The organism is Corynebacterium sp. HMSC035E02, from assembly GCF_001836065.1.
In the GTDB taxonomy this organism is placed as follows: domain Bacteria; phylum Actinomycetota; class Actinomycetes; order Mycobacteriales; family Mycobacteriaceae; genus Corynebacterium; species Corynebacterium hiratae.
In genome coordinates this window covers 115,221-131,138 of the sequence record NZ_KV827291.1, presented here as the reverse complement: position 1 = coordinate 131,138, position 15,918 = coordinate 115,221, and the positions used below count along the sequence as shown (strand labels likewise).

At 58.7% G+C, this 15,918-nt stretch carries 16 protein-coding genes; all 16 read left to right on the top strand.

Annotation, left to right across the window (positions count from 1 at the left end; genetic code table 11):
* Positions 1-420: 420 nt before the first annotated feature.
* The 16 genes from HMPREF2635_RS00935 to scpB all read left to right on the top strand — a co-directional run bounded on the left by HMPREF2635_RS00935 (position 421) and on the right by scpB (position 15,879).
* Positions 421-1,515, top strand: coding sequence for a hypothetical protein (locus HMPREF2635_RS00935; protein WP_141761661.1), 1,095 nt, complete (start codon positions 421-423; stop codon positions 1,513-1,515).
* 545 nt (positions 1,516-2,060) lie between these two features.
* The gene (locus HMPREF2635_RS00930; RefSeq protein WP_232745247.1) at positions 2,061-2,807 is read left to right on the top strand and encodes a hypothetical protein; all 747 of its coding nucleotides are present in this window, start codon (positions 2,061-2,063) and stop codon (positions 2,805-2,807) included.
* Between the two features lie 129 nt (positions 2,808-2,936).
* Entirely contained in the window at positions 2,937-3,887 is a 951-nt protein-coding gene (locus tag HMPREF2635_RS00925; RefSeq protein WP_046649225.1) for a tetratricopeptide repeat protein, read from the top strand.
* Positions 3,887-4,870 carry an HAD-IIA family hydrolase gene (locus HMPREF2635_RS00920; RefSeq protein WP_046649226.1) on the top strand — a complete coding sequence of 328 codons (984 nt, stop codon included), beginning with the start codon at positions 3,887-3,889 and terminating at the stop codon, positions 4,868-4,870. Before HMPREF2635_RS00925 ends, HMPREF2635_RS00920 begins: the two co-directional genes overlap by 1 nt.
* Positions 4,861-5,022 (top strand): hypothetical protein, encoded by a 162-nt coding sequence (locus tag HMPREF2635_RS13365; RefSeq protein WP_168167646.1) that lies wholly within the window; start codon positions 4,861-4,863, stop codon positions 5,020-5,022. Before HMPREF2635_RS00920 ends, HMPREF2635_RS13365 begins: the two co-directional genes overlap by 10 nt.
* Positions 5,023-5,062: 40 nt before the next feature.
* A complete protein-coding gene (locus tag HMPREF2635_RS00915) occupies positions 5,063-5,872 on the top strand; it encodes a TlyA family RNA methyltransferase (RefSeq protein ID WP_070510798.1) in 810 nt (269 codons plus the stop codon).
* Between the two features lie 26 nt (positions 5,873-5,898).
* A complete protein-coding gene (locus HMPREF2635_RS00910; RefSeq protein ID WP_046649256.1) occupies positions 5,899-6,780 on the top strand; it encodes an NAD kinase in 882 nt (293 codons plus the stop codon).
* 39 nt (positions 6,781-6,819) lie between these two features.
* Positions 6,820-8,496, top strand: coding sequence for a DNA repair protein RecN (gene recN, locus HMPREF2635_RS00905; RefSeq protein ID WP_070546330.1), 1,677 nt, complete (start codon positions 6,820-6,822; stop codon positions 8,494-8,496).
* Positions 8,497-8,522: 26 nt separating this feature from the next.
* Complete coding sequence (gene steA, locus HMPREF2635_RS00900) at positions 8,523-9,707, top strand: putative cytokinetic ring protein SteA (RefSeq protein ID WP_070510794.1); 1,185 nt, start codon at positions 8,523-8,525, stop codon at positions 9,705-9,707.
* Positions 9,707-10,666, top strand: coding sequence for a copper transporter (locus HMPREF2635_RS00895; RefSeq protein ID WP_070510792.1), 960 nt, complete (start codon positions 9,707-9,709; stop codon positions 10,664-10,666). The genes steA and HMPREF2635_RS00895 overlap by 1 nt, the downstream gene beginning before the upstream one ends.
* Positions 10,667-11,305: an NUDIX domain-containing protein gene (locus tag HMPREF2635_RS00890; protein ID WP_070510790.1), complete on the top strand. Its 639-nt coding sequence runs from the start codon at positions 10,667-10,669 to the stop codon at positions 11,303-11,305. It begins immediately after the preceding gene.
* Between the two features lie 41 nt (positions 11,306-11,346).
* Positions 11,347-12,225, top strand: coding sequence for a site-specific tyrosine recombinase XerD (xerD, locus tag HMPREF2635_RS00885; RefSeq protein ID WP_046649232.1), 879 nt, complete (start codon positions 11,347-11,349; stop codon positions 12,223-12,225).
* A gap of 45 nt (positions 12,226-12,270) precedes the next feature.
* Positions 12,271-13,383, top strand: coding sequence for a hypothetical protein (locus HMPREF2635_RS00880; protein ID WP_070821098.1), 1,113 nt, complete (start codon positions 12,271-12,273; stop codon positions 13,381-13,383).
* A gap of 185 nt (positions 13,384-13,568) precedes the next feature.
* Positions 13,569-14,441 carry a ParA family protein gene (locus HMPREF2635_RS00875; protein ID WP_046649257.1) on the top strand — a complete coding sequence of 291 codons (873 nt, stop codon included), beginning with the start codon at positions 13,569-13,571 and terminating at the stop codon, positions 14,439-14,441.
* Positions 14,442-14,450: 9 nt separating this feature from the next.
* Positions 14,451-15,248, top strand: a complete 798-nt coding sequence (locus HMPREF2635_RS00870; protein WP_070510785.1) for a segregation and condensation protein A — start codon at positions 14,451-14,453, stop codon at positions 15,246-15,248.
* Positions 15,249-15,264: 16 nt separating this feature from the next.
* The gene (gene scpB / locus HMPREF2635_RS00865) at positions 15,265-15,879 is read left to right on the top strand and encodes an SMC-Scp complex subunit ScpB (protein WP_070510783.1); all 615 of its coding nucleotides are present in this window, start codon (positions 15,265-15,267) and stop codon (positions 15,877-15,879) included.
* The last annotated feature ends 39 nt before the right edge of the window (positions 15,880-15,918 follow it).

Genomic DNA, 15,918 nt, shown 5'->3' with positions numbered 1-15,918 from the left:
GGAGAGTAAGAAACCGCCGACACCAAACAACAAACCATAACTCAATACACAACAAAGAGAGACCGTTGAAGCATTACTACCGCTTCAACGGTCTCTTTCTTCGTTTTCAAGGTCCGCCCCCAACGACACTGGGGGAGCGACCTCAAATCTCCTTGAGTACCACACCTAGGTCCATAACGCTTTGGCACTATCTTTTCGTCACTTTCGGTGCTTTCTCCTCGCGCTGATACTTTCGAGGAACGTATTTCAGCTACACTAATCAAAATGGTTGAATTAGCGTTCGGCGTTGCTTTTTGCGGGTCTACCCCGGGCTACGAGATTCGGTGGACGGATTCGTCGCTCAGTTTTCTAATGTCACGAGCATTGAGTGGTCATTCGTAGAAGTCCAGTTGGAGGTGTCTTGAGGTGCTCTTAAGGAAAATGCTCTCTCCTGCAACTGTAATCAGAGTGAATGTTCTTGTGGATGCATACGTGACTTCATTTCTTGCAGCTTCTGTAGGTTACCTGACAGTAGAATCTGGTCTTGATGGTCAAGGTGCTTTGCATGCGGTGGGCACGGGCATTGTTATTGGGACAATTCTGTCGTTGCCGCTTGCACGTCTCGGAGATGTCGTGGGCGAAGCTAGGGTTCTCGGCTGTGTGCAGATTTTTCAGGTGGTCGCATATGTTGTTCTTGGAATAATCCCTGGTCAAATCCCATTGATGGGTGCTTTGGTTGGAATCTTTTTGCTTGGAAGGTTTGTTTCGCCTCTGAGAGGTGCTCTTCCTCCACGCTACCTGCAAAAAGAGGAGCTAGTTAGTTTCAAAATTGCATTACGAACAGCTACGTTGACTGTCGTTCTACTTGGGACAGCCACCGTATCATGCGTTCTGCTTTTTGATGTCTCGATTCGAACCTTAGCTTCGTTGCTTGGGAGTTTTGGATATTTTATTTGTATCGCCGCGACGCACGTATTGAAGCAAAATCAAGGGGTCGACGTTGTACGCCGAGCTTCATTTCCCGTCAGATTTTCATTGGCAACAGATGTATGGATTTCTTGTCTAAAAGTCTTTGTTACATTCGCAATTATCACAACCGGTTCCGTTCTAGTGCCGTACATACTGGCGTCCAAGGGAAGTAAGCTTAGTTGGTTGCTATTGTGCTCTGTATTTATAGAAATTGCGATCAATTATGTTATCCAGAAGAACTCTCGCTTCAAGAAAGGAGGTAGGGCTTCAAATTTCGCCTTACTCTTGCTGGCAGTTGCTTTGGGGGTGTTCGGCGGGATTCTCTTAGTTAGCAGTGCTGTGCTCTTACAATCAATGATTGTCTTTTCATTAGCCTTGATGGCGGTATTCTGCTTAATTCATACCGCCCGGACGCTCGCAACTATTATGGCTTGGCAGTTTCAGTATGACAAAGGTGATGATAAAGATCGGACATTTGTAGTAGCTATATTTTCGATGGCGTCAGCTTTTGGTATCGGGTTTGCAAATTTAATAGGTGCAAAAATTTACGAAGTAGTAGGTGTGTAAATTTATAGTGAAGGATATCTTCGAAAGCCCGAGAATTAACAGTAGGAATAGACGTGTGCGGTGGTGCCTATGACATGAATCTTGGATGCAGTGCGCACGAGCGCGAACTTCGACGTACCCATGCGCGAGCCTTAGTAGTCCGTCTGGTCGAGTGAATTAGTCAATTGGCAGTGTCGGTGGCCGTCTATTGGAATGGTTTATTTGCGACCAGCGTTTTAGAACACGTGAATGAATGCGGCGGCTAAGGGGGGGCAGGTCTTTCAAATCAGCTTGTACTCCTCCTCGATCTGGAATCATTGGTGACCTTCATGAGTGCACTTCTAAGTCTGCGTTCATAGCCCTGAGGACAAGCAATCACACGGGTTCCTGAACCCCATAACCTCGTCATTTAAGGGACTACATGCCTGACGTTTTAAGTCTTTAGCGCTCCCGTAAATCGTCGGCCACCAGCACTGTATTGATAGCGGGATGTCGTTTCCTTTTCGTGCTTTACAACTAGAATGTAGTCGGTATCAACTCTTGGCGGGATAGCGAAGGAGAACGCGATGAGGTTCCCGCAGACTTCGGCTTCTTTTACTCATTCTTATAACCCGGTCTTCCTGAAGGAACTGAAGGCTGTTCCCTACGGGAGAAAAAACGAGAACCCCTCTCCCTACAACCTTTGTCCGGTCTTTGAATCAGTAGAGCGTGTTCCGCAAGTGCGCGATATCCGTGGTGGTCTTGTGTTTTTCGGAGCGATGGTCTTGGCAGCAGGATTGATCTTCTTTGTGGGCTTACTTCTTAACAGCTTCAAGGTTCCGGGTCTCTTGGCGTTTCTTCTTGGCGCGTTGCTCCTTTATTTTTTGTTTCTCATCGCTAAGCATGCGTTGTTTGCGCGACGAATTAGTAGGGCCTGGAAGAATGGCTGGATCGATTTTTATCCGGTTCTCCTCGGCAGTCTTTTTCACGATGAAGAGAATGCCAAGCGTGGGAAGAAGGGGCATTTTTATGCCACGAAGGCCTTGGTCGTGGCGCCAAACGGCGAGTCCCGGATGCTCGAGGTGTCCGTGGAAGGGCTGAGGCTGGACCGAATGATTAAGGAAGGCGCTGTCATGGCGCGTGACCGCCAGGGGATCCGCCTTGATGCAATCCGCAATAACGGGTGGACATTCTGGGCAGTCGTTCGTGGTCGGCCGTTGGACGACGGAAGCGTGGAACATGGGCTGTCCGCTTCACAGGTGGCTGCGGGCTTGGATCGCGTTCGGCATGGTTGGCCATTGGATCGGCTTGATTCCTTGCCTGATGGCCCGTGAATTTTGACTATTAGCCATGGGTGTGGGCCATTTCACTCACCAGTCGGTGCATTGCCGGTTTCGGGCCGCTGACCTGTACACTGGTTCGGTACATACGGACGCGTCTACCGCAGAAAGTGCATGGATTTAATGTCTGAATCTAACTCCCGCGACCACGAGCGTGGCCGCGAAGGTTCCTCGGAAAGCAACCGGGGAAACAACCGCTCTGGTGGCCGGAAGTTTGAGAAGCGTGGCGGCGCATCGGGGCGTCGAGAAGAGCGTCGCGGCGATCGCCGCGATGACCGCCGTGGCGGTCGCGCTGGTGCTAAACCTCGTCGTGGGGATCGCCGCAACGATCGTCAGGGCCACGATCGTGATAAGCACAAGGCCTCGCATCCGCAGCGTTCGGGCTACCGTGAGGAGCGGATCAATCGCCGCATGACGGATCCGGATCTGCCATCTGATATTGATATCACTGACCTCGATCCTTCTGTGCTGCAGGACCTCTCCTCGCTATCGAAGGAAAACTCCGAAGCAGTGGCCAAGCATCTCATTATGGCGGCAACGTGGCTTGATGATGACCCGCAGCTGTCACTTCGCCACGCGCGCGCAGCAAAGGATCGTGCTGGACGCGTATCGGTTGCGCGTGAAATGAATGGAATCGCCGCCTACCGTGCTGGGGAGTGGAAGGAAGCTCTGGCGGAGTTGCGTGCTGCGCGCCGCATTTCCGGTGGCCCTGGATTGCTTGCCGTGATGGCGGATTGTGAACGCGGCCTTGGTCGCCCAGAGAAGGCCGTGGAATTGTGGCGCAGCGAAGAGGCGAAGGAGCTGGCACCGGAGGATGCCATCGAGTTGGCAATCGTGGCTGCAGGTGCACGCTTAGACATGGGTCAAGCAGATTCTGCTGTGGTCACGATTCAGCGCGCGCAGCCGAACAAGGACGCCACAGGCGTGTCTGCCTGCCGCCTTTCTTATGCTTACGCCAATGCCCTGCTGGAGGCCGGCCGTAAGGAGGAGGCACAGGAATGGTTCCAGCACGCGGTTGACATCGATGAAGGAGACTGGACCGACGCCGCGGAGCGTCTGACCGAATGTAAATAATGAGTATTCTCAAGACCCACGATTCGCTGCTGCTAGATCTTGACGGAACCGTGTGGGAGGGAGGACAGGCCCTCCAGTGCGTCGTTGACGTTATTAACTCCTGTGGTGTTCCCGCGGTGTATGTGACGAACAATGCTTCCCGCAGCCCCCAGACCGTGGCTGGCATGCTCGGAGAAATTGGACTGAAAACGGATGCCAACCGAGTTGTTACCTCCGCGCAAGCCGCAGTCAAGATTGCCCGTGAGGACTTCCCGGCAGGAACCAAGGTTCTCGTTATCGGCGCTGACTCATTCCGCACTCTGGCCCGTGAGGCAGGGTTCGAAGTAGTCGACAGCGCCGATGATAAGCCTGCGGCAGTGTTGCAAGGCATGGATAAGTCGGTCGGTTGGGAACAGCTTTCCGAGGGGGCATTTGCTATCAATCAAGGTGCGAAATACTACGCCTCCAACCTCGATACGTCGCTGCCGACGGAGCGAGGAATGGCCGTGGGCAATGGCTCGCTCGTCGCGGCTGTTGTTTCGACCACGGGCGTTGAACCTATTACTGCAGGCAAACCGGAGCCCGCTATGTTTACGCAGGCGGCCAAGCTGGTGGGGTCGACCAAACCCCTTGCTGTCGGCGACCGTCTGGACACCGATATCGTCGGTGGTAATAACGCAGCGATGGATACGTTCCACGTGTTGACCGGTGTGTCTCGTGAGCTGGCGCTTATTGAAGCCATTCCGGAGGCACGTCCCAATTTCATCGGCGCGGGCTTCCACGAGCTCTCACTCTCGGAAGCACAGGCACGGCCAGGAGCCCAGGGCGGATTCCGGGCTCGGTATGACGGCTATGACATTGTCCTTCAAGGAGGCGATGAGAAGTCGACTTCGGTCGAGGCGCTGCGCACGGTTTTGGAAGTAGCCTGGGCGGGCGCTGAGCCTCCTCGCTATATTCAGCCGCGGAGCGAGGCCGCTGAAAGAGTAGTATCCACATGGCGGTAAAGCCCCATGACCCGCGGGCGGTGCTTGCCCCAGAAAAGCTGGATGCGTCCATCGCCGCGATTCTTAACGAGCCATCGGAATCTCTTGAGCAGGAGCTGGTCCAGCTGGACCGTGCCCACACCGTGCTGCGGGATGCGCTTCAAGACAACTAGCGCTTTACACCAAGGAATGTAGGGGAAAGAGGACCTATCTATGCCACCGCAACGTCGCCGTCTTGACGCGGAGTTGGTACGCCGAAAGATCGCGCGCTCACGTGAGCACGCTGTTGAGATGATCAAGGCCGGCCGCGTGACGGTTGGTGGTTTCAAGGCCACCAAACCCGCCACGGTGGTGGAACCAGAGGTATCCATCAAGGTGGAGGCCAGTGAGGGGGATGACTGGGCGTCGCGAGGCGCACACAAGCTCTTGGGCGCACTTGAAGCCTTTGACGTGGATCTGAAGGGCAAGCGCGTGTTGGACGCAGGAGCGTCGACCGGTGGGTTTACCGATGTCTGTTTGCGCCGCGGTGCCGCGGAGGTGTTATCGGTTGACGTGGGCTACGGGCAGCTGTTGTGGCGCCTGCAAAACGATGAGCGCGTTACCGTGTTAGACCGCACGAATATTCGTAATCTGACCCTAGAGCAGACCGGTGGGCCGTGCGATGCCATGGTGGGTGACTTATCTTTTATCTCCTTGAAATTGGTGCTTCCGGCCATCGTGGAATGCATGGTCGATGGCGCGTGGTTACTGCCCATGGTCAAGCCACAGTTTGAAGTAGGTAAGGACCGTATTGGCGCCGGCGGCGTGGTGCGGTCACCCGAGCTTCGCGCGGAAGTAACCAAGGACGTGGCGGTCTTCGCTCAGGAGCTCGGCCTAAGCGTAAAAGGTGTGGCTGCCTCCCCGCTACCGGGACCGAGCGGTAACGTCGAGTATTTCCTCTGGCTGGTCAAGGACGGGATGTCCACCCCGGAGGATAGGCTGGACGTACTCATCGAAACGGCAATTAAGGAAGGACCTCAGTGAGCACTACCAGCGCCGCGGATGGCACCATGCGCCGTGAAATTCTTCTTGTCCCGCACGCCAGTCGCGAGGAAAACCTTGCCGCCACCCACCGGGCCGCGGAGCTGCTGCAGGAGGCAGGCATTAAGGTGCGCGTCTGTGCTGCGGATACTGTGCTTCCCGGGCTGCAGCACGTCCGGCATACACCAGCGGCAGCAGAGGGCTGCGAACTGGTGTTGGTGCTCGGAGGCGATGGCACGTTCTTGCGCGCTGCGGATATGGCCCGCGCCGTGGACGTTCCGGTGTTGGGCATCAACTTGGGGCACGTGGGCTTCCTCGCAGAATGGGAAGCGGAGTCCCTAGACCGTGCGCTCGTGCGCGTCATCGAGCAGTCCTATGACGTCGAAGACCGCCTGACCATCGACGTGAGCGTCTTCGATTCGGAAGGCGCGTTGCGTGAGCGCAGCTGGGCGCTGAATGAGGCGTCGATTGAAAACCTCAACAGGTCCGGAGTGCTTGATGCCATCCTCGAAGTGGATGGCCGCCCAGTATCCGCTTTTGGGTGCGACGGTGTACTTATTTCTACCCCTACGGGCTCCACGGCTTATGCCTTCTCCGCCGGCGGCCCTGTGCTGTGGCCTTCGCTCGATGCCATCCTGGTGGTGCCGAATAACGCGCACGCATTGTTTACCAAGCCGCTCGTGGTGTCTCCGGATTCACAGGTAGCGGTGGAATCGGCATCGGCAACGACTCCCGCCGTGGTGATCCTCGATGGTTTTCGGGAAATCTCCATGCCCCCAGGCTCACGCGTGGAAATCGTGCGCGGTGAACGGCCGGTGCGGTGGGTTCGCCTTGACCACCAGCCTTTCACTGACCGGCTTGTGTCCAAGCTGCGCCTTCCCGTGGAAGGCTGGCGCGGACCGCGGCATTAACCTGCTCTAGCGCGTAACCAGGAAGGAAGATAACTCTCCGTGCTCGTTGATATCAGCATTTCTGATCTCGGTGTAATTGAAAGCTCCACCGCGGAGCTTTCGCAGGGGCTCACCGTGCTCACTGGTGAAACCGGTGCTGGCAAGACCATGGTGGTGACCGGACTGCGCCTGCTCGCGGGAGGGCGCGCTGATGCCTCGCGCGTGCGCGAAGGAGCCTCCAAAGCTGCCGTCGAAGGGCACTTTTCTTCTGACTCGAAGGCCGTGGCGGAACTAGTCGAGGAAGCCGGGGGAGAGCCCGATGAGAACGGCGAATACATCGCCTCCCGCACGGTGTCGGCTGCGGGACGCTCGCGGGCCTACCTGGGTGGGCGAGCGGTGCCAGCGGCGACGCTGGGGGAGTTCGCTTCCCATCTCATTACCGTCCACGGGCAAAACGATCAGCTGAGGCTGTTGTCTACTGATCAACAGCTGGCGGCCATTGACCGCTTCGACCCTGCAGTTGACGCGGTCCGCGAGGCATATACCCAGGCATTTAGCCGCTGGCGCGCGTTGGCCAAGGACTACCAGCGCCGTACAGAATCACGGCGTGAGATGGCACAGGAAGTCGACCGGCTCCAGTTCGCGATAACGGAGATTTCGGACCTTGACCCGGAACCGGGCGAGGACGCAGAGCTCGTGACCCTCATTAAGCGCCTGCAGGATGTTGATGCCCTGCGCGAGGGAGCAGCCACCGCGCTGAGCGCTCTCGACGGCGGGGAAGGTTTCGGTGATGAGGACACCGCCGTCAACCTCGTCGGCGCCGCTGAAACCGCGCTGGCTGGGGCCAGCGACGTCGAACTCGCGCGGCTCGGGGAGCGATTGAGCGAGGTCACCGCGCAATTGACCGATATTGCCGCTGAGCTCACCACGTATCTGGGAAATCTCCCCGCGGATCCCAACCTCCTCGAGGAATCCCTGCAGCGCCAACAGGAGCTCAAGCGCCTGACACGTAAGTATGCCGCAGACATCGATGGGGTGTTGGCCTGGCGTGACGCGGCAGAAGCGAAACTCGCGACGTTGGACACCTCTACCGAGGCCCTCGAAGCATTGAAGAAGGAGGTAATGGCGGCCGAAAAGACAATGGTGGCTAAGGCCGAGAAGCTCACTGCTGCGCGCACCAAGGCAGCGAAGAAGCTGGGCTCGCAGGTCACCGAGGAGATTCACGGCTTGGCCATGCCTCATTCCACACTGACGGTCGCCGTGCACAAGGCGAAGTACTCCAAGACGGGCGCGGATGAAGTGGAATTCCAACTCAACGGAAAGCCCTTGGCCTCGGCCGCCTCCGGCGGTGAGCTCTCCCGCGTCATGCTGGCGATGGAAGTGGTACTCGCCAGCGGCGACGGCACCACCTTGGTCTTCGACGAAGTGGACGCCGGCGTGGGTGGTCGCGCGGCGGTGGAGATTGGGCGTCGGTTAGCGCGCCTGTCCATCACCAACCAGGTCATTTGCGTGACCCACCTGCCCCAAGTGGCTGCCTATGCGGATTCGCACCTGCACGTGTCCAAGGAGAAATTCACCTCAGGCGTGGCGGATTTGAGCGCCGAGGAACGCGTCGAGGAACTCGCCCGCATGCTCGCTGGTCTTGATGACACCGCGACTGGCCGCGCGCATGCCCAGGAGCTCTTCGACCGGGCTCAAGCAGAAGTAGAGAGTTTCCGCGCGCCTTCCACACATTGAGTGCCTAACAGGGGAAACTGTCAGGCATGAGTCTGTTTTCCCGTAACACCGATCTGCCTGGAGAACACGGCGCGCTGCGTGATTGCACCCCGGGTGGCAAGGGCATGAAGAAGTTCAGCGCCGGTGACTTCGCAGTCATCAACGCCGCCAACATCTCCCGCCAAGAGGCCCAGACCCTCGTGGATATGAAACCAGCTGCTGTGATTAACGTGGCGGAGTTTTCTACCGGCTCCATTCCGAACTATGGCCCGCACATGCTTCTCGACGCCGACGTCACCCTTATCGAGGGCGTGGGCCAAGATTTCGTCAGCAACTTCAAGGACGGGAAGAAGGCGCGTCTTACCGAGGACGGGACGGTGTATGTGGGGGATACCCAGCTGTCTTCTGGAACGGTGGTTACCCGGGACCGCGCGGAGAAGAACTTCTCCTCCGCGCAACGCGAACTTATCGACCATATGGAAGCCTACTTTGGCAATTCCATCGAGTTCATCCACTCCGAAGGCCCGCTCCTCATCGATGGCCTTGGCGTTCCGGATGCTGGTTCCGTCATGGCGGGACGCAAGGTCCTCGTGGTGTCGCCCTCTGAGGAGCACCGCAAAAAGCTCACGCTGCTGCGCAACTTCATCCGCGAGTATGAACCCGTCATCATCGGTGTCGACTCTGCCGCAGATACGTTGGTTGAGCTGGGCTATCAGCCTAACTTCATCGTGGGAAATCCTTCGGAAGTGAGCTCTGAAACCCTGCGCAGTGGTGCCCAAGTTATTCTCCCAGCTGAGCCGGACGGCACTGCGGAAGGACTCGAGCGCATTCAGGATCTGGGAATCGGCGCGATGACATTCCCGGCTGCGACAGACTCAGCAACGGATCTTGCACTCCTGCTCGCGGACTACCACGAAGCGCAGATGATTGTGCAGGTTGGGGGCGCCCTCGATCTCGATGACATCTTTGCCAACGAGCCAACTGCCACGCCCGCAGCCCTGTTATGCCATATGAAGGCAGGTACGCGCCTCGTGGACGCGGACGCCGTCATCAACCTCTACGCCGCGCCGAATTCCGGCGCAATGGGATGGCTGTGGGCGCTGCTGGGCATCCTCGTGGCGCTGGCAGTGGTCATCCTCATCGTGGGCCTGGGTGGCGATGAATCATTCCTGCAGAACCTGATCGATACGTGGAACAACTTCGCGTTGAGCGTGCAGGGGTGGTTTAAATAATGGGTTCGCCTAAATCCCTGATTGTCACCGGCCTTGGCTTCGGTGCAGCCATTGGTGTTGCGTTGGGCACGTTGGTCATCGCACCGAACATGGACTCCACCCCGGGGCGCGGTGGGGAGTCCAACGACGAGGTCCGAGAAAAATACAGCAAGCTGGTGCTTGACCACAACATTGCGAAGGCCCAGCTGGATTCCGCTGATTCCGTGATGGGGGACCTCGGCCGTTACGTCGTCGACGGCACTCTAGTCCAGCGTCCGGTCATGGTACTCAGCATGCCCGACGCCAATGATGCCGATGTCACGGCTGTGAAGGATCTTCTCGGCTCCGCCGATTCCACCGACGCGGGAAGCATCAAGCTGACCGAAAAATTCCTGGCCCAGGAATCCGCAGACAAGCTGTTGTCCCTCGTCACCACCACGCTGCCGGCAGGGGCGAAGCTCGATAAGAAGAAGATCGATGCCGGTACTCATGCCGGCCAAGCGCTTGCTGCCGGGCTGATGATGGATGCTAAGACCACCCAACCGCTTGCCACCGTCGACGATCGGGCGACCTTGCTGCGTGCCTTGCGCGATGCCGGCTACATCGACTACAAGGATGGCACGATCCTGCCCGCTCAGGCGGTCGTAATCGTCGGCGGCGGCCTGACACCGGGAGAAGACGAAGACAGCGCTGGCAAGAAGTACGCTATCGACACCACCGTCAAGTTCCTGGAAGGTTTCGAGTCCGCGGACGCCGCCATGGTGTATGCCGGGCGTGTGCAGTCTGCAGGGGATGGCGGAGTGTTGGAAAAGCTCCGGGCGGCCAAGACTGGGATTAGCACCGTGGACTCCATCGACCACCCGGTCTCCCAGATGGCCAGCGTTTTGGCCGTCAAGGAGCAGCTCGATGGCGGCCGCGGCGTGTACGGTTCTGCAGCGAATGCCGAGGGCGCAGCACCGGCGCTGCCGAAGGATCTCTAAATGCCACACGAGTTTCGTACGGTGGGAAGCGAGCTGCTTGTCGACGCCCCCATCATCGCCGTCCGCCGTGATGACGTTGTGATGCCGGGAGATGTCGTGGCGCAGCGGGAGATCGTCGAGCACCTCGGTGCCGTGGCCGTTGTGGCTTTGGATGAGGACAACCGAGTCGCCATGGTGGAGCAGTACCGCCACAGTGTGAGCAAACGCCTGTGGGAGCTGCCAGCCGGTTTGCTCGACGTCAAAGGTGAAGATGAACTCAGTGGCGCACAACGCGAACTCCAAGAGGAGGCCGGACTGGCCGCCGAGGACTGGGGTGTGTTGACCGATCTGGTGACCTCCCCGGGCTTTTGTGAAGAAGCCGTACGGGTGTTCGTGGCGCGTGGGCTGCGGGACGTCGCCAAGTTCGAGGCCACAGGTGATGAAGAAGCCGACATGGGGTTTTCGTGGGTGCCGCTAGCGGAGGCCGTCGATCGTATCCTCGCCGGCGAGATTGTGAACTCTATTGCAGTGGCCGGAATTCTCGCCGCCTATGCCTGTGTGCGTGAAGGACGCACACCGCGGCCGGTTGATTCACCTTTCGAGTTGCGGCCGCAGTCGCTGGCTAGCCGGCGTACCGGACCGGATTTGAAGAAGCTGTGAGCAGCACGACTCCTGCTGCTGCCGCTGGGCAAGCGTGGCTGATGCACCTCATGGTGGAAAAAGGTGCCTCGAAGAACACGGTGAGTAATTACCGGCGTGACATCAATCGCTACGTGTCGTGGCTAGCGGAATCTGGGATCACGGATTTGCGCCAGGTTTCTCGCGCGCACGTGGAGAACTACCTCATGTACCTGCGTGAATCCCTCGCCCAGTCCTCGGCCAGTCGAGCGCTGATCGTCGCGCGTGGGCTGCATAAATTTGCGCTCGCGGAGGGGATGATTGAAGAAGACGTCGCGGCGGAGGTTTCGCCGCCCAAGCGGGCCCAAGCGCTACCGGAGACCCTCAGCGTGGAGGACGTCGAGACTTTGCTCACCGCCATTCCCACTGATGAATCCGCAACCCCCATAGACATCCGCGATCGCGCTTTGCTGGAGGTTCTCTACGGCACGGGCGCGCGCATCTCCGAAGTGATCTCCTTGAGCGTGGATGACGTAACGGCTGAGGGGCCGACGACCGTGCGCGATATTCTGCTGCTGAGCGGCAAGGGCGATAAGCAACGCCTCGTTCCGTTGGGTTCGCACGCGGTAAGAGCGGTCGAGCATTACCTCGTGCGGGCACGGCCGGTCTTAGCAACTGGAGCCTCTCACGCGCTATTCCTCAACACCCGGGGCAAGGCCCTGTCACGGCAAAGCGCATGGGCCGCCATCAAGTCCGCTGCACAGCGCGCGCACTTGAGCGCCAACATCTCTCCGCACACCCTGCGTCACTCCTTTGCTACCCACCTGCTGGAGGGTGGTGCGGATGTGCGTACAGTTCAGGAACTGCTGGGTCATTCTTCCGTGACGACGACGCAGATTTACACGCACGTGACTGCGGATTCGCTTCGCGAGGTGTGGCGTACTGCTCATCCACGCGCCTAAAGGCGCCTAGACTCAGTTCGATTTACATCAATGAAAAGGATTTCTATGACTTCATCTGCTCGCGCTTCCCGGACCTTTCGCGGGGCTGCGATTGCTCTCGCGCTCACCGTATTTCCACTTGCCGGTGTTGCGGCCAACCCGGTGAGCGCGAAGGGCGGGATCCCCGGGCTCGGCGCGGCAGTTGCCCATGCTCAGGATGCCACCATCCCCGTGCCGGCTGGACAAACCACGACGGTTTCCCTGCCGGTGCCTGTCGACGTCTCCGTGGCTGCCGATGGGTGGAATGTGAGCGCCTCAGGTGGCACTGCTACGGTGACGGCCCCGCCAGCAGGTGGACAGATTACCGTTCCGGTGACCTATCAGGGCGTGACCATGACCATCGTGCTCGTTGCTGACGCCGATGTCACCGCCGAGGAACTCAACGACGCTGCCGAAAGCGTCGATCCGGGGCGCCTTGGTGGTGGCCAGCCGGGGCCGGAGGACGCAGAGAACCAACAAGGTAACGACGCAGAGAACCAACAAGGTAACGAAGAACTGGGTGGAAACGGCGACGTCACAGACGATGCAAGCGATGGCGGAGCGGCGACCGGTGCGGATAGTTCCAGCACCGGCCACGCGCAACCGCACCGTACGGGCCGTGGCTGGGAAGGCGTGGATGATTCCCACACGTCCTATGTCAACCTAGAATCCACCATCGAAGGCCAGACCATTCACGCCAAGCTAGGTTTGAAACAAGCACTGGACCTTTACAACCGTTTCAAGCATCTTGAGGATGAAGGCGTCACGCTGCGTTATCTCAACGCGGAAGGGGAGTTTATCGAGGGCGTGAAACGCGACATTGATAAGGGCTCGCGCACCATGACCCTGACCTACCCAGAGGGCATGGAACCCGACAACCCCTTCATCATGCAGTTCATCAACGAGGACACCCAGTCGGCAGAGCTGGTGGTGACACTCACAGACCCAACCCGGGAGCACACCACCGAGGTGCCTCCAGAGCAGCAGCTTGACAGCGACAGCGCCACGACAGCTAGCGAAGAATCAGATACCGATACGGGCCTTGGCGCCGGTGCGGTTGTAGCGGGGATTGCGGCACTCGGCATCATCGCTTTGGTCGCTGGGTTCGCACTCCGTTGGTTCCGTTCGAACCGGAAGTAAAAGCTCTCGTCGTCTAGCTTCCAGGCTTTATGTGGCGGCTTTTGCTGGCTATAATCGCGATGCGGGTGCTCAAGGGGGTACCCTATAATCACAAGGATGTAAGAGTGCGGCGCCGGTGAGTGCCGCAGGGCTAACGCGAAGATGGCCTAACTAGAGCCGTACAGGTCAAGGAAGCAGGTGTGACTGTGAGCGACGAGGGACTGTTTGAGGCCTCCGAAACACAGGTCGGGTTGACCGGCCGGCCACTGCGGGAGCTTCCGGAACCAGAGCCATTGGAAAAGCATGGCCCCGCCACGATTATCTCCATGTGCAACCAGAAAGGTGGAGTGGGGAAAACCACATCCACGATCAACATGGGAGCATGCTTGGCGGAGTTGGGGCGTAAAGTCCTCCTCGTTGACTTGGACCCGCAGGGCGCTCTGTCTGCCGGATTGGGTCTGACTCATGACCAGATTCAGGACACTATCTACGACGTCATGCTCGATAGTGAGGTCTCGGTGCATTCTGCCATCGTGCACACCGGCGTGGCAGGGCTCGACCTGGTTCCGGCCAACATTGATCTTTCCGCCGCAGAGATTCAGATGGTCAACGAGGTGGGCCGCGAGCACACCTTGGCCAGAGCGCTGCGCCCGGTACGCAAGGACTATGACTTCATCATCATCGACTGCCAGCCTTCCCTGGGCCTGCTTACCGTCAATGCGTTGGCCTGTTCGCAAGGCGTCATTATCCCGATGGAATGCGAGTTCTTCTCCCTGCGCGGTCTCGCGCTGTTGACCGACACCGTGGAGAAGGTTGCTGACCGCATCAATTTCGACCTAGAGATCATGGGCATTCTGGTCACCATGTTTGACCGTCGCACCCGCCACGCCCGCGAAGTCATGGACCGGGTAGTCGAGTACTTCGGGGACAAGGTCTTCGACACGGTGATTACGCGGACCGTGCGTTTCCCAGAGACCTCGGTAGCCGGTGAGCCGATTACCACTTGGGCACCGAGCTCGCAGGCTGCCAAGCAATACCGCGACCTAGCTAAAGAGGTCATTGAGCGGGCCAACGGCTAGCCGCCTATTATGACCCAACCGGAGATCACCGGCTTTCGCATCGCGCTGGGCAATTTTGAGGGTCCGTTCGATCTGCTGCTCCAGCTCATTCAAGCGAAAAAGCTAGATGTCACCGAGGTGGCGCTGTCTGAGGTTACCGATGAGTTCGTGGCCTATACCCGAGCGTTGGGGGAGACCGCGGACCTGGACGAGACGACGGAATTTCTGCTCATCGCCGCTACGCTGTTGGATCTGAAGGCGGCGCGTCTATTGCCGCGCGGCGAGGTCGATGACCTTGAGGACCTCGAACTGCTGGAGACCCGAGATCTGCTTTTCGCGCGGTTGCTGCAGTATAAGGCTTATAAGCAGGTCGCTGACCAGTTTGCGCAGTGGCAGCGCGGCGCCCAGCGCCGCTATCCACGTGCGGTGGCGATGGAGGAGCGCTTCAGCGAGCTTCTTCCACCTGTCAAACTTGGACACACCCCAGCCACGTTCGCGGAGCTCGCCGCCGGGGTATTCCGCCCCAAGCCTCCCGAGGAAGTCGCGACCGGTCACATCCACCAGGTCGCGGTCTCTGTGCCGGAACAGGCTGGAAAAATCCTCACCACTCTCAAGCTGTTAGGCACAGGGCAGTGGATGAGCTTTGATGCGTTAACGCGGGACTGCACCATTTCCATGGAAATCGTGGGCCGCTTCTTGGCGTTGCTGGAGCTGTACAAAGCCAAGGCTGTGGATGCGTCCCAACCCGAATCCTTAGGCCCGTTGGAATTGTCGTGGACAGGGCTCGACGTGGATCCGGCCGTTGTTGCGGCGGCGAACTGGGATTAAGGTACGCTACCGACTCATGGAGGACACGTCACCCGCAGTACACAGTGAGGCCCCAGTGCCGAGCGCACCGGCGGCTCTTCCGCTGATCCCGCAATTGCGCTCACGCCTCGAATCGATCCTTCTGGTCATCGATTCGCCCGCCAGCGCGGAAGAGCTGGCGCGCGTGGTAGATGCGGAGGTCTCCGTTGTCAGAGATACTTTGCGGGCAGTGGAGCGTGAGCTCACCGAGCGTGGTTCTGGCATCGACCTGCGTGAGACACCGGAAGGATGGCGTTTTTATACCCGCAAAGAAAATGCGGACGCCGTCGAGCAGTTCGTGCTTGATGGGACCCAAACCAAGCTTTCGCGCGCCGCACTCGAAACCCTCGCGGTCATCGCCTACCGCCAGCCGGTCACCCGCGCCCAAGTCGCTGGTGTTCGCGGTGTCAACGTCGATGGCGTTGTCCGCACGCTGCTTCTGCGCGGGCTCATTCGAGAGATCGAAAGCCCCGAGCCGACAGTCGGCAACGCACACCAGTATGAAACCACTGAGCTTTTCCTGGAGCTTCTGGGAATCGATTCCCTCGAGCGTCTTCCAGACCTCGCGCCGCTGCTGCCAGACATCGAGCAGATCGATGAGGACTACTCATAAAGGCCCACCGTGCGGTAGGATTGCGGCCGGACAACGGCG